Annotated in this window: 19 protein-coding genes; all 19 read right to left on the bottom strand. The window is 34.5% G+C overall.

The window, feature by feature from the left end; genetic code table 11:
* Positions 1-127: 127 nt before the first annotated feature.
* Positions 128-679: a hypothetical protein gene (locus MHH70_RS01845; RefSeq protein ID WP_342472382.1), complete on the bottom strand. Its 552-nt coding sequence runs from the start codon at positions 677-679 to the stop codon at positions 128-130.
* 600 nt (positions 680-1,279) lie between these two features.
* Positions 1,280-2,302, bottom strand: coding sequence for a transposase (locus MHH70_RS01840; protein ID WP_342473145.1), 1,023 nt, complete (start codon positions 2,300-2,302; stop codon positions 1,280-1,282).
* Between the two features lie 40 nt (positions 2,303-2,342).
* Entirely contained in the window at positions 2,343-2,807 is a 465-nt protein-coding gene (locus MHH70_RS01835) for a transposase family protein (protein WP_342471477.1), read from the bottom strand.
* A gap of 387 nt (positions 2,808-3,194) precedes the next feature.
* The gene (locus MHH70_RS01830) at positions 3,195-4,694 is read right to left on the bottom strand and encodes a reverse transcriptase domain-containing protein (RefSeq protein ID WP_342472381.1); all 1,500 of its coding nucleotides are present in this window, start codon (positions 4,692-4,694) and stop codon (positions 3,195-3,197) included.
* A 1,374-nt stretch (positions 4,695-6,068) separates the two neighbouring features.
* Positions 6,069-7,202, bottom strand: a complete 1,134-nt coding sequence (locus tag MHH70_RS01825; protein ID WP_342472380.1) for a hypothetical protein — start codon at positions 7,200-7,202, stop codon at positions 6,069-6,071.
* Between the two features lie 171 nt (positions 7,203-7,373).
* Entirely contained in the window at positions 7,374-8,372 is a 999-nt protein-coding gene (locus MHH70_RS01820; RefSeq protein WP_342472379.1) for a DNA cytosine methyltransferase, read from the bottom strand.
* Positions 8,373-8,415: 43 nt separating this feature from the next.
* Positions 8,416-8,664 (bottom strand): hypothetical protein, encoded by a 249-nt coding sequence (locus tag MHH70_RS01815; protein WP_342472378.1) that lies wholly within the window; start codon positions 8,662-8,664, stop codon positions 8,416-8,418.
* A gap of 65 nt (positions 8,665-8,729) precedes the next feature.
* The gene (locus MHH70_RS01810; RefSeq protein WP_342472377.1) at positions 8,730-9,056 is read right to left on the bottom strand and encodes a hypothetical protein; all 327 of its coding nucleotides are present in this window, start codon (positions 9,054-9,056) and stop codon (positions 8,730-8,732) included.
* Positions 9,057-9,093: 37 nt separating this feature from the next.
* A complete protein-coding gene (locus MHH70_RS01805; RefSeq protein WP_342472376.1) occupies positions 9,094-9,798 on the bottom strand; it encodes a hypothetical protein in 705 nt (234 codons plus the stop codon).
* 226 nt (positions 9,799-10,024) lie between these two features.
* Positions 10,025-10,387, bottom strand: a complete 363-nt coding sequence (locus MHH70_RS01800; RefSeq protein ID WP_342472375.1) for a hypothetical protein — start codon at positions 10,385-10,387, stop codon at positions 10,025-10,027.
* A gap of 20 nt (positions 10,388-10,407) precedes the next feature.
* Positions 10,408-10,698 (bottom strand): DUF2786 domain-containing protein, encoded by a 291-nt coding sequence (locus MHH70_RS01795; RefSeq protein ID WP_342472374.1) that lies wholly within the window; start codon positions 10,696-10,698, stop codon positions 10,408-10,410.
* 89 nt (positions 10,699-10,787) lie between these two features.
* Entirely contained in the window at positions 10,788-10,982 is a 195-nt protein-coding gene (locus tag MHH70_RS01790; protein ID WP_342472373.1) for a hypothetical protein, read from the bottom strand.
* 85 nt (positions 10,983-11,067) lie between these two features.
* A complete protein-coding gene (locus MHH70_RS01785; RefSeq protein ID WP_107942644.1) occupies positions 11,068-11,346 on the bottom strand; it encodes a hypothetical protein in 279 nt (92 codons plus the stop codon).
* A gap of 191 nt (positions 11,347-11,537) precedes the next feature.
* Positions 11,538-11,960 (bottom strand): hypothetical protein, encoded by a 423-nt coding sequence (locus MHH70_RS01780; RefSeq protein WP_342472372.1) that lies wholly within the window; start codon positions 11,958-11,960, stop codon positions 11,538-11,540.
* 32 nt (positions 11,961-11,992) lie between these two features.
* Positions 11,993-12,358, bottom strand: a complete 366-nt coding sequence (locus tag MHH70_RS01775; RefSeq protein ID WP_342472371.1) for a hypothetical protein — start codon at positions 12,356-12,358, stop codon at positions 11,993-11,995.
* Positions 12,358-12,897, bottom strand: coding sequence for an ArpU family phage packaging/lysis transcriptional regulator (locus MHH70_RS01770; RefSeq protein ID WP_342472370.1), 540 nt, complete (start codon positions 12,895-12,897; stop codon positions 12,358-12,360). Before MHH70_RS01770 ends, MHH70_RS01775 begins: the two co-directional genes overlap by 1 nt.
* A gap of 23 nt (positions 12,898-12,920) precedes the next feature.
* On the bottom strand, positions 12,921-13,151 hold the full coding sequence (locus tag MHH70_RS01765) for an ORF6C domain-containing protein (RefSeq protein WP_342472369.1): 231 nt from the start codon (positions 13,149-13,151) through the stop codon (positions 12,921-12,923).
* Positions 13,152-13,175: 24 nt separating this feature from the next.
* Entirely contained in the window at positions 13,176-13,763 is a 588-nt protein-coding gene (locus MHH70_RS01760) for a Rha family transcriptional regulator (protein ID WP_342472368.1), read from the bottom strand.
* Positions 13,764-13,784: 21 nt separating this feature from the next.
* Positions 13,785-14,183: a hypothetical protein gene (locus MHH70_RS01755; RefSeq protein ID WP_342472367.1), complete on the bottom strand. Its 399-nt coding sequence runs from the start codon at positions 14,181-14,183 to the stop codon at positions 13,785-13,787.
* Positions 14,184-14,218: the final 35 nt, after the last annotated feature.

The following is a 14,218-nucleotide window of genomic DNA, read 5'->3' as shown; positions in this document are numbered from 1 at the left end:
GTTCTCCAAATTAATACTTAGCGTTCTAGCTCTGGCTGTTTGTTGATTTTTTTAGTAGATTTCATAACTCCTACCTCTGGTTCTAACATAACATCTACAACTTTGGTAAAATCTTTAATACGTTCATTCAAAGAAGAAACACCTGCTTTAATCTTTGCTTCAAGTCCTTAGCAAATTGCTTCAAATCATTTTTAAACGTCTCAAAGCGTTCTGCAAATGTTACTTTGGGGGCTGGTTGCTCAAAGTATTGTTCCAAACGATTTTCAATTCGTATAAAATGATTGTGTAGCATATGCTCCATTTCGTTTTTAGTCAAGTAAGCACTTCCTTGTTTATCACCTGACACATACGTTTCGACCGTCTGCAATATTTCTTTGCTATAACGTTCAATTACTTGCTGCAATGCCATTTCTTTTTCATTAGGCATTACACCTCGATAAGTAAATCCATGCTGCTTAGCTAAATGGCTAGCAAACTGCTCTGCCATATCTGCATGAATAAATTCCATTTCCTTTAATGAGAATGGTGTTTCTCCACGTTTGCCAGCTTGAATCCCCCACTCTTCGCCTACTTGATATAAAGTTACCTCAATATCTTTTTTATTTTCAGTAGCGTATAGTGCCAGCAACCCTGCAATATGCACCGCTTTATTTTTTGCTTCATGCGCTAGTTGTGCCATCTATTTCCCCTCCTTTCTATCTTTATTTCAGAAAAAGAAAAGACCCATCCATAAATTTTGCAATACGCAAAATTGGAAAGGTCTTTATTTGGATTTTGCGCACATACGCGTCCGCCCAATTCTCTGATACTAATAATTTACCACAGTTTTTTGCAAAAAAAGTCCGCAAATTGTACGCGTTTTGTACGGAAATCGTCCGCATTTTGTACGGACTTTGTACAGAAGTATTGACAAAATACCTATTTTAATGTACACATATCTACTCCTTATCTTTACCTCTGTATATCGCAACCCAATAGTGAGCCACTTAAACCTCTGTGTATTTTTCAGACGCACACCTCTGCTTTATTTGGAGTGATGGGCATGATACCCTTGTTCGGTCGTAAAATCCTTGTTATTACGCTTTTAAGCGTGAATTATGCCTGCAGAGGCTCCATGTAAAGCCTAACGATAAACTTGCTGCCTCTATCATTTTGTCCACCAGAATATTCTAATATTTCGGTTGCAATATGGCTCACATTTCAGGTTCTTACGCATAGTTAGTGAAAAAAGCATTAACCATGTATTTGCAATCCCTAAAATTATCTTAAAATAACAATATCAACTTAGTAGCACTCTCTTTTCTAACAACTCTAAACTGGCTCTTCCATACATGAGCCGTTTGATCATTTTCAATCGATTAATTTGGCCTTCCACAATGCTTGTATTATACGTATAGAAAAAAGCAGCTTTAATGGCTTCTAAATCTTCACGTATCATGGAAAGATATCGTGTTATTTCTTTTAATTTGCTTGATTGAAACTTCGCTTTAAGACGAAGAAAATAAGGAAAATCTAAGGTTTGATACGCTTCGCGAAATAATTGAACAAACGCATATATTTCTTGCGTTACTGGATAAATCGTCAATGTTTGATGAAGCTGTTGTTGTTCCTTCACTGTTAAGTGAGCGTGATTACGCCAAAATAATGAGATAATCCGTCGTCTACTGAACAGTTGTGTTTGAACAGGCGTACGTTTCATTTGGTTTATGGCATTTCGAACAGCGGTGTAGCTGCCAGTAAATCCTTGTTGTTGAAGTTGTTGAAAAATCGCTGTAATCGATTGTTTCTTTTCAAGTCCTTCTACAATGGATGTTTGAAATTCTGTAGTATTAATTGACCGCTTTATTCTTGGGCTATAAGTGAGTGGCTGATTTGTTTCTAAGTATTTTTTAACGGTATTACGACTTATCTTATATTTTTTTGCAAGACCCCTCATGGATAAACCTAATTGCTTTTCTTTTTGAATCACCTGGATTAATTGCCATTTTGCTTCTTCTTTTTCATTTAAACTAGTGATAGGGATAGATAATCGATTATTGGAGGAGTCTGGCTTTTCCCAATGGGATGGTAATAATCGCTGTATCATTTCTTTCATAACTTTATAGAGATTTTGAACAAGATGAAAACGGTCACTGATTTGCAAGATAGAAGATGAAGTATTGCTAATGGCGGCTTGATAACTACGTGAGCCATCTCTTGCCACAAGATGAATAGGTGGCTGTGCTTGTAACCAATTGGTCACCGTATTCATATCTCGCCCCTTCAGTAGACAAATAGGTTTATTTGTGCGTAAATCACAAATAATCGTCCCATAATGAATTCCTTTACGAAAGGCAAAATCATCAATCGCAAGGAAAGGGAGATGTCATTTGAGGTGTTGGTGTTTTATAGATGAGACGAAGAAGTGTATCGTGACTGACAGGCAATTTCAAATTACGACTTAAATTCGAAGCCTGTACACAATTCATTTTAAATGCCAACTGTCGCAAAAAGTCCATTGCTCGTATCGTAAAACGTTGATACGCTGGACATTCTGTTAACTGTTCAGTGAAAATTTTGGAAGTGCATGAACTTGTTTCGCAAAACCATTTTGTTAATTGAATATGATAAATGACCTCTTTTTGAACAATGGGTAAATCTTTAATTTGGCGTTTTGTGCGACTATGTCTACGTGTGCTTACTTGTTGGCACTTTGGACAAATAGCCGATTTTGTACGACTAATTAGAAAAAATCGCATTTCAATATCCGATGCTTCTTGGTGTACTAACTCAAAATTCGCTCCAAATGGAGTAATCATTTCATACATGAAAGCCACGTCCTTTTAAGTTACTATACCCGAATAGCACTTTGAGCAATCCATCACCAATTTTGCGTAAGAACCACATTTCAATTGCGAAATACATACCTCTTAAAAAGATGAAACAACGAGTTTATTTCATTTTTTCAAATGTAGCTTTGGAATAAAGTTTGATCAAAACAATAGGGCAACCCACATTTCACGTTAAATGAAAAGAACCCATTTTGAAAAAGATTAATCAAAATGGGGGTAATTCTTTGTTAAATAATATTCACTTTTAATAAAGTATGATCATTTTCTACTGTTGATCCTCGGCAATCGCGCCCTATTCTTGGAGAAAATCACTGCTGTTAAAACGAATACACAAAGGTGTTGTTTGTTTAAACTTATATGAGGTTAGTAACTATATTCATTGGATTTTGGATGCATAGTAGCTTCTATTCCTTTTACCTTAACTGATTCTTTTATCGCTTGGTATATTCTTGTAAAACTTGGTATTTCGATTAACCCCTTTTTTCCATGTATTCTTTTTCGTTTGCATTCTAACAACAAATTACTTTTGTCTAAATTGAACGGAAATTGATTTGAACGATTATGGCCGTGATTAATCAATAATTTATTTCTCTTTCTTAACGAATTAAGAATAGTTGATAGTAACCACCTGTCAAGTTCTATCATCTGTTTTTCATCATCTAAAAGAGGATAGAAACACATTACTCCTTTAAAGTTAAGTCTTTTATATGAGCCATTTAAATAGTTTTTCAACATATTTTCATTCAAATTGCCGTACATGTATCTTCTTATTTGCATAATTGCCGTAACAAAATCACTATCGTTGTTATTACTAGGGATTTTTACAGATTGAAGAGGTTTTGTATTTAATGGTTGGATAAGATTTTTAAATAGCAAGTAACTTATGTGTTTCTTTATTTTGTTTACGGAATCGGGCTTGATACTAATGTTATCACCAGAAAGACTGTACCCAAGAAATTCAATAGAATTTTTATCAGATAGGAATTCAGACGGCATACCTTTCTTGGACAAAAGACTAATACCATGAGATTTATCAAAATTAATTTCTACCCCGGTTTCTTTGGAGAAATCTTGTATTATATCAAATGACTTGCAAATTTTCTGGTAACTCTCTGACCATATAACAGTGTCGTCGGCATACCTCGCAAATCTTAGTCCTTCTAGCTCAAGTTGTTTATCCAATGACCAGCATGCCAAATTTGCTAAGAAAAGTGAGATTGATGTCCCTTGCGCGATGCCTTTTGGAAATTGAGTAAGAAACTTTTTGATTAGATCTGTCTCAAAATCACTGATTGAAAAACCATTCTTTTTAAATTGTGATAACAAATATTCATGGTTAATTGAGCCAAAGAAATCCCTAAAATCAAACTCAGCAACGAACATTCGGGGGTTTCCTTTTATATCCAATGCGATATCTTGAATAGCATAATGTACATTTCTATCGCTTCTATAAGCATAGGCAAAGGAACTAAATCTATGTTTATTTTTGCTTAATAACCTACTGTATAAATAATTAGAAACAGCTTCGTCAGGAATTTGATAAACATGAACAGGTCTAGTTTTAGTACTATTTTTCTTCGGGATCAGCTTCTCATATGGTCGAAAAGGTTGATAAGTTCCATTAATTAACTTTCCGAATACTGATTTTGCAATTTGTTTTTTATGTTTCAATACATAAAATGGATTATATTTTTTATCAACATCCCATTCTTCAGGTGTTTTTATTTCTTTTGGAATTGGATTTTTAATTCTTCGATACTCTCTTTGATTTATTAAATCAATGTTGTTATGGTATTTTTGAAATTCTTTTGCCTTTCTTTCTGCGATCTGTTCAATATGAAATTCTATTTCTTTAATCAACAAAAAAATTCCCCCTCCTATACAAAAAGCCTTATCTAAAAAGATAAGACTTCCCACGTAAACCATAATTAAAAATAAGTTCTCACTTAGAACTTGGCCTGAGTGAGCCTTGTTCTCCAATTTCGAATTTCATATTAAATCCGAATCATATGGCTTCCGTTTACCACCTTATGGCATGACTCTATCATATAACAACTATTTGGAAACGTAAATGACTTCTATCAACTTTTTGAATCCTTTAATAAAAAAAATTTTCTATTATTCTTCGGTAACAAAATGCCTGAATTAATGGCAAACTAGTAATCAAGATAGCTGAGATTGGTTTTAATCTAAAAAAATTTCACATAACATTAGAAAATCTTGCCTGATTGTTGAACTAGGGCATTCAGCATATAAAGTAAATTGTTTCAAACTTTTTTCTAAATTATCGGATTTCCTTCAAAATAATCAATCTATTATAAATTATTAGGGGTGTTGATTATGAAAAATTGGATATTAATAGGTGTGTTTTAAAGTAGAGAATGCACTGTTAATAAAGGATTTACTTGTTGATTGGAGTGGAGGGGGCGCCTCCGTAAACAAAAGAACGGAGGCTAATTCGCCACCTCCTGTGGCAGCGCCACCATGACCAATATCGTGTTGACCTCGAGCTGAAAATCCAGTTATATTAAGTGACAACCGAAATAAATTAGTTGAAGCTGTGCCCACGGAAAGCGTCTCCCGTAACGGAAATCAACAAATTTTTGTTTTTTTATTAAATAAAGAATAATCTACACATCGATAATTTATCAAACTTTAATTCAAACCCGCACTAAGAACGACAGTTTCTTCTCATTCTTTTTCTTGATAAAAGCGCAGCCCCTCCATTTTTTATTTATGGTGCATCGTTATGGCAGAATAAGCCAATGCATCATAATTAAAAATTTAATAGGAGAAATAATAGAAATAAAAAATCAATAAATAGAAAACAATAAATAGTAATACATATATAAATAGAGAGTACAAAGGGTGTCTATAAATCCACACGTACCAATGCTTTTAGCAATGATCTGAATAAACCAATAAATTTTCAACTGAAATCATCATCATTAAATAAATTATTCACTTTACTAATTCAATTACTCACTTTTTAGATAAAAATGATTAAATTTATATACAAGATGAATTAAATTTAATTTTTGCCCCCCCCCTTTATATACAGGATGAAATCTAATCCACATGGTGAAATGGATTACAGTAAACAAAAAAATGCAGCATTAGCTGCATTTTATAACAAGCAAATATGATTTTTAAAGAGTCGAACAACAATCGCTTCCATTAACCAACTAGAAATAGCCCTTTTCAATGTTATTTTTGAAAAAGGCTGTTTACTGTTTACTATTGGAATTGACTTGGTACAGGCATGTTCTGATTTCTGTACCAGCTTGTAATCGCTATTCTTAATGGCTTGTCTTCCCTTAAAGCAATGCTCGTTTGAATGCGTAATGTTTTTCTAAAGTACGCCCCTATATTCTGAATCGAAGATGCCTTTGCAGCTACTTCATTAACTGTTGCATCTAAAATTGAAGGGATTAATAATTTTGCTCCTCTTAGGTATCCATCAAATTCTGCGATTTTTTGCTCAACACCTGAGCCTGCAATTATACCCATCGCTACTTTTTCAGCATAATCTACTTGCTCAGCAGCAAAAGCGGATATGCCGGCATACAGAGGCTCTGTTAACTCTTGTTGACACGCCCATTGGAAGTCTGTTAAATCTGCTTTGCGATATGATAATCGACTTGATTTAACAAAGCTAAGGAGCGTATTACGTGTAGCTGCATTAAACTGCTCAAACTCAGCATCTTTTTCTCGCTCTACAAAGGCAGCTTCAGCCAGCGTTAATTCAAATAGCTCATCTGTTTCATTTTTTACAACAATTGGACTAGCTTCATTCGATAAAACACGCTGTAGCCAATTTTTAAAAGCATATTTTGAATGTTTAATTTTTTTCATCAATGTCTCTTTTTTTCGCTTTAATGTTGTGCTACGTTTACGTCCCCATTCTCGGAATAAACCATTCAATAAATCGAGCAGTCCTAATAAGCCACGAACATCTCTCGACTTAATAAATTGCTTTAAAAAGCCACCTTTAAAGAGTATTCGAGGTATGCGAAAATAACTGCTAACCTCATTGTCCTCTTTATCCGGCAAATGAGCAGCAACAATAGGTAATGTAATATATGTATGTCCAGCAATATGCTTAATCGTTAATAAACCAATCTCAAATAATCGATGATAACCGTTGTGCATCGAGCTGTAAGGCAAATCCATCTTTGCACTTAATTCTTTTAAATTAAAGTCTGCTTCATGTATTTGACCAGCGCTATCAGCAACAGATCTTAACATTAGATAAGCCACAACAGAAGCAGCAGTAAGTTTTTTGTGTGATTCATGTTCTAATTCATATTCATAAAGTTTTAAGTACTGTTGCTCTGCATCAAAAAACTGGATTCCATCTAATACTTTCATCCCTGCCACTCCCTTCATTTTTATATGTTAAAAGCTCAATCACAGGCACTAGGCAAAATCAATGCCTGTTGTTCAGCTCTTAAAATTTTTACTTATAACAAAATTACTGCCACAATTGCTACAACTACACCTATAATCAAACCACTACTCCTTCCTTTGGTTCTATTGTGCTTAACAAATAAGCTCTAATTGCACTGGCTCAGTTTCTTTTTTTGCATAATTTCCATCTAGTAATAAGTCTAGTATTGCACCAATTTGAGATACAACAATACTATTGCCAGCTAGAGCGTATAATGTTGCGTTCCTTTTACCTGGCTTAGTTGGAAATTCTTCGAGCATTAAATCAAAGTCTTCATCATCAAAATCCATTAAGCGCCACCATTCACGCTCTGTGGGATAACGGAAACGACCATCTGACATTTTAAATACGCCGGCACTTGGGCATCGGTCAGGATGTTCCGTAATTGTATTGCATACATCGACAATCGTTTCGATATAGCGGAATTTTGATTTATTAATTTCAATTTCAGCTGGCGTAGCTAAATCTTTTATGCGGTTAAGCATTGATGGTATTTCAACGACATATTTCTCAATGTCTTCAATCTCACTATCAAGTTGCTGAAAATCGCTCATAGGGCGCAAAGGCTTGTGCTGTAGTTTACTAAAATCAAATACTTCATTGCCTAGCACCGATACACAAAAAACTCTTTCACATGTCTGTGGTATTCCGAAATCCATTGCGTTGAGCACTTCATAACTATTGGTGTACCCCAACAATTCAATTTCACGTAAATATTCATCAAAAATAGGACGTTTTGCTTTAAAAAGTGCACCACGCACATTTTCCCAAATCACAAATTTTGGACGCCACTCCCCCATCTCTTTAATAATGCGGATAGTTTCAAGCATTAATTTCGAGCGACCTTTATCATCGTTTAAATTAGCTGCACTATTGTCCTGACATGGACTACCGTGTATTAAAATATCTGGCTTTAAGTTCCACCCTCGTATGTCTTGGGGATTATGCTTATATGGATGCATGGCGTTATATGCTCGAACACGATTATCTTTCCACTCCACGTAATCAACAAGTTTATGAGGGATTCCTGCACGTTTTAAATGTTTCCTCGGCGCTCCAATACCCCCAAAGAGTTCAAGTATTTTAATCATTGATTTCACCTCACTTACTACGCACAATCTTTCTTATACTCAATTACTCATAATATTGTTTTAAAGATAAGAACTCTGCGTCATTTGCAACTCTCGCTTTAGTGAAATAAGAATCGCTAAAAGCTTTTGCTGTATTACCTGAAATAATGAAAATGTAGTTCTTTTTTAAAAATCTCCGTTGTTCGAAAAATGTCCATTTCAACTTAAAAAATAAAAGAGCATCCAATGTTAGAATTAGATTTTGTTTACTTGTAACACGACCTATGAATGTTTCATCAACCTTAATATTCAACGTGAGTCCCTCCTTTACTATGCAATTGTGCAATCTCTTCTTTTTGTTTTGGTTTTTTTGCTTAACTATCTTTCTTTTTTAGTATGGAATGACGTACCTTTACCAACCTCAGCGATTGTTATAACATTCACTAAACCTATCTTCTGCTCTTTGTTCTCGTTTAACCAAAGTTCATTAACATATGTTGTTTCGCAAAATACTTCGAAATAGTGCATGTGTCGTTGTGAATTTCGTTGTGTTCTTAATTCATTTGCTTTATAGTGTATCAACATAGCAAAAATTGCAGCTCCTGTATCACCAAACCATCTAATCAATAAAGTATCTCTATCCCAAAAACCTTTAATTACAGGCATATTCATCTTTTCATTTAAAATGGAACAATTGTTATCCATGTTTCCCCTTCCTTCCTACACAAAATTGACATTATACTTAGGCGCGATTCCTCGCTCGTATCTCTGCCCTACGTTCCATATATTTCTTCCAATAATCATTTCTATAGGATTCTTTCATTCTATAGACAAGCTTTCCGCCTTCATCTACAATCTCTATCCATTCCTTATTCCAATCCGCCCTCAAAGTAGCCATTGTAGACGGTTTGGGGTTGGAATAATGTGTTTGTACCTTTTCCAGCAATTCATCAATCGTTAAGCCTTTGCTATTAAAATATAAACATTCTTTGATTTTTTCGATTGTGAGCTTATACTCTGTAATGGTTTCTCCGCCCTTAGAACCACCGACATTTATAGAATGGATTTCCTTATTTACCCTGTCTAGGATGTTAATATATTCCGAACGACGATGGCGTTTCCCCCATTGGTGAATTGTTGTAACATTTCTTTTCTCGTCATAATACATCAATCCAACTCCTAATTCTTTTAACCAATCTAAGATGAAAAAACGATGATATTGTTTAGGTTGTGGTACTAATATGAAAATATAATCAACTAAACCTATACGGCTAATGGCTTGTTCAATCACTTTAAAATTTAGTGCAGTTTTCATTTCTACTCCAATACAAGCGTTACCATGTTTAGCTACAGCATCTATATCATGTAACTCTGCATATACTTGTTCGCATCCCATTTCTTCGAGTAGGAATTGTTTAAGTGGCTCAAATAATTCAGATTCTTTCACAGGTGTACCCCCTTCATTTTCGGCAATGTGCTAAATAATCGAAAACTGACCGTTTGTTACATCAGCAACTCTCAATGCAAAGACTGCCTTCAACTACCCTTTCTTTTCATGCTTGCTATTCATCCGAAGCTTAAAAAGCAATAATAATATCACACAAAGCAACATCACAAAAAGTACAAGCCCTGGCTCTATAAACAATTCATAGGATTTTTCATATAGTTTGTGACTAAAGTTCATATCCAACCATTTCCCTCCCACCTTCAAATCTTTGTCCGTCTTGATAGCCGTTCTGCCACGCTTCAATGTCACCCGCTTTTTTGGGTGTGCGCATCTTAACGGATGTTAAAGAAAGCGAATTATAATATTCAATCACTAACGCGTCTTGTACAATTACAAGCTCCAACGATTCTGATTTATTTTGTTCATAGAACTTAAAATCTAATCCTGCAAGATAGCCTTCTATATAGTCATTTTTGAATTGATGCTTTCTTTTCCACTTGCGCTTAATTTCTGGTCTTAATAAAAAAGTTTTAGAGTGATAATGAATAGAAGCCCTAGCAAAGTTGTAAATCATTGATGCAATTTGCACATCGTCCTCTAACCTACAAATCAAATTTCTGATTGATAAGAATCAACTGTGTTTTTGTAATAGCTGCACCTAAAATGATGTGAAATAATTTGAGCTAATCTTTTATGCCACCAAATCAATTTATTTCTGTATACTCTTTCATTAACTACTGTTTTATTATTTACAAGACTTGAAACTAATTCTGATTCCTGAATATTATGTTTTAGCATAAGTTTTCTAGCGTGTAACATAGCCGTTTGCGATTCCTCGTCATTCGCATCTTGTGCTAAAATGAGTAACTTTTGAATTTTAGTTTTAATGGATTCTTGCAAAAATAAACACCCCGTTTCCATGTTTTTAAAAGCTCAATCACAGGCACTGAGCAAAAATAAATGCCTGTTGTTCAACTTTTAAATTATCTTTATTCCTCAGAATCATAGTCCCAAACGTCAATATCTTCTGTTTCAGCACTACTTAAAGCTAGTGGCCAATTAATATGTTCATCGATTAAAGCATTGGCCTGCTGTTCGGTCATTGCTTCAAATTCAGCCTCTGTGATAGGTAGTTGCACCTCATACCGCACTTTTACTGTTGCTTCACCAGTTACATTTAGCATGAATAATCCATCCTTTCGATATTTTCCTTATAAAAATAATTATTAATTTACCACTATACGATACTTATTTATTCATCTTTCTATCCTATTGGTTAATTAATTCATTTTTTTCTATATCCCATCCCATAGAAAATGCTAATTCTTTAGCATGTGAATATGTCAATGAATAGTCATGTAGTATCGTTCTGTTTTTATCAACTAAATCAATAACAACCTCTGGCTGCCCTTTATGTTCTGTATAGTGATTTTCGATTTTCCGAAAGACTTCAAGAGCTTGCTCTTCTGTTTCACCAATACAGAAAGCTAACAATTCTTCGATTTGATCCTTAATAATATCTATTTTATTAAATACGATTCCGTACATATTTCATTTTCCTTTTTTATACGTATAATTTTCAAAGTGATTAGTAAATTATTTACTGTATATGTCATATTTACTTTCATTCCATTCGGATTTTGAAACTTGGAGAACAATAATCATCCCTTTACAAAATGGACAATCTTCATAAACTTGAGCAAAAATTAATGCCTGTTGTTCAACTTTTAAACTATTTTTTATTCCTCAGAATCGTAGTCCCAAACCTCAATATCCTCTGTTTCAGCACTACTTAATGTCACTAACCAATCAATATGCTCTTCAATTAATGCATTCGCTTGCCTTTCTGACATTGCTTCAAACTCAGCCTCTGTAATAGGCAGCTGCACCTCATAACGCACTTTTAATTTTGCTTCGCCAGTTACTCTTAACATGGATAGCACTAGATATTGTTGATTTCCTTGTATCTCAATGATTTCTCCTCGTTTTTTCAAAACTATGGGATGATAGGCTTCTAAATAATGATATGACTCTGAATCGCTTTCGGCTGTAATAACAACACGAACGCTATCTCCAATTGAAAATACATTCGATGGTGACGGTGGCAACAAATCAAAAATTGTCACTTGTCCTAATTTCTCCATTTCTTCTGAATAAGTCATATGTTATCCATCCTTTCTGAAACTAAAGTCATTTACAATTCATCTAAATCTATTCCTAATTCAATTGCTTGCTTTTCCAACCTTTTTAACTCAACCTGTTTTCTCAACGCATCTAAGTATCTTTGTTCCTCCTGTTCATTATTCTGTTGGATTAGCCTTTTTTTCTCCTCTTCACGTCTCTTTCTCAATATATTCTGCAAATTTACATGACAAGTTTCGCAGATATGAACCACTATCAAATATGAAGGTCGAGGGGATTCTCTAAATTTATTAAAGGCATTTTCGTTATTAATTAACTCAAATTCCTTTAAATTTATCTGTCTAGTGCTATCTTTTTGAAGAATTACTCCACAATTTTCACACTTTTTTTCTGAAATCTTTTTTAGAATATTTAACATTAATAATCACCTTCCCGAATCTCCTCTGTATGATCGAAGATTTTTTCCTCAGCTAATCTCACACCGAGCCAATAAAGTGCTTCTTTCTTCATTTGATAGTAAATGGTACGCCCTAAATTCAATTCTTGATAGACAACTAAATCCGATCTATAGCGTCCATCTGAAGCTCGTTGTAAGTATTTTTCTTCTATAATTTCTTTATGTGCAGTTGGTAAACCATCTAAATTTTCATGAAAGACACGTAACCATTCTGCCGCTGACACCCTCTTCATTGCTGCCGCCTCTGTTTTGCTAAAAAATTCATTACTTTGCGTACCTGGTAAATCTGAAATCCGACTTGTTAAACTTGGTAAAGATTTTGAATTAGCACGCAATGACATTTCAAAATATTTTGCAATACAGCGCTCTAAAACCCAATTAATTACATGTTCTTTATCTAAATATGTAGCAGAAGAAACACTATTTTCCTCTGCTGAATCGCGCAAGTTGTTTTGTTCTTGATTCTCCTGAAATAACTTTAATTGATATATTTTAGACAATTAGATTCACCTCGCAATCCGACCTAACCCCTCCACTGTGCTATAAATCGTAAAGCATCTTGCATTTGATTTCGTTTAATGTCTCCATAGAAATTAACAGCGTATCGTTCTTTTAATGCTGTATACAGTGCTTTAAATAATATCGGCTGTGCACCAGATCTGTTCGAAAGTGTATAGACACGTTCAGCCACTGCATTACGTAAGCGAATGCGTTCCCCTTCCTGTAAATGATCTTGACTGAATTGATATCTCAATATTTTCACCCCACTATTTAATTATTAGTTAATAGCTGATTGAGGACTCTCCAATTTCGGTGAATGCCAATTCGCTATAAACTCTAACGCTTCCAACAAGTTACTGCGTGGAATATCTTTGTAAGATATCACTTCAAACTCCTGACGCAATTCCTTATACAATGCTGTATAGTATTTTTGTCTAGCAGCTGGTGCAAGTTGGGGATAGGCTTGTTTAATGACGTGTTGCACTGCCTCACTTATCTGCTTTTGTTCAAATGAAAGCAATGTTTGATTACGTTCTGCTAGCAGTCGATGCGTATGATTAAATGCGGCTATGTACAGTTCTTTAAACTGCATGGCTTTCTCTCCTGTGTAACCCATTGCCAGCATCGCAAAACCATCAAATGTGAGAGTATACATTGGCATCTGACGCCCCTGCGCATTGTTATAATGGCACTCTCCAAAATTGGCGGCTTTAAAGGTTGCCGAGCATTTTAAACTACGAATATCCCGCAGTACTTTATCGTGACCTTTTTGAAATACCTCACTAACAATGCGACTATTTGTAAAAGCCGCTCCATTCTCTACATAGACAATCTCTTGCTGGGTCAATAGTTGCTGTAATGTCATTACTTATTTTCTCCTTTCAAGTTAATCTCTCTCTATTTCTTTTGTTACTTTAGAATTCTTTTCAATCCCAATTTCTTTTTCATGTCCCATATAAATAGCAGACAACAAATAGTCCCCAATCTTCACATCATACTTGTGAAAATGAACATTTTTTCCTTTCGAAACATCGTACTTTATTTGCTCATCTGATTGGCAATATTGCTGTAAATCATTAAGCCCTCCTACGAGAGTGATTGCTAAACGATTATCCGTCTTTCTTCTAAGCACTGATAAAATATTTAATTCTACTGCTATTTTTTGAATAGCAGCCGTAATATCTGCTATTTTTTCATTATCTGATTTTGAAAATAAAAAGCCTGAATGGCTATACAGTTGTTCTCTTTCTTCACAAAGTGCAACAAATTCTTTCAATCGCTCCATTTGTCCCATTCCCTCTGTTTTATTTTTAAATAATC

The organism is Metasolibacillus sp. FSL H7-0170, from assembly GCF_038593115.1.
Taxonomy (GTDB): Bacteria; Bacillota; Bacilli; order Bacillales_A; family Planococcaceae; genus Metasolibacillus; species Metasolibacillus fluoroglycofenilyticus.
The sequence above is the reverse complement of the archived record's forward strand: the minus strand, read 5'-3'. Positions and strand labels throughout refer to the sequence as shown.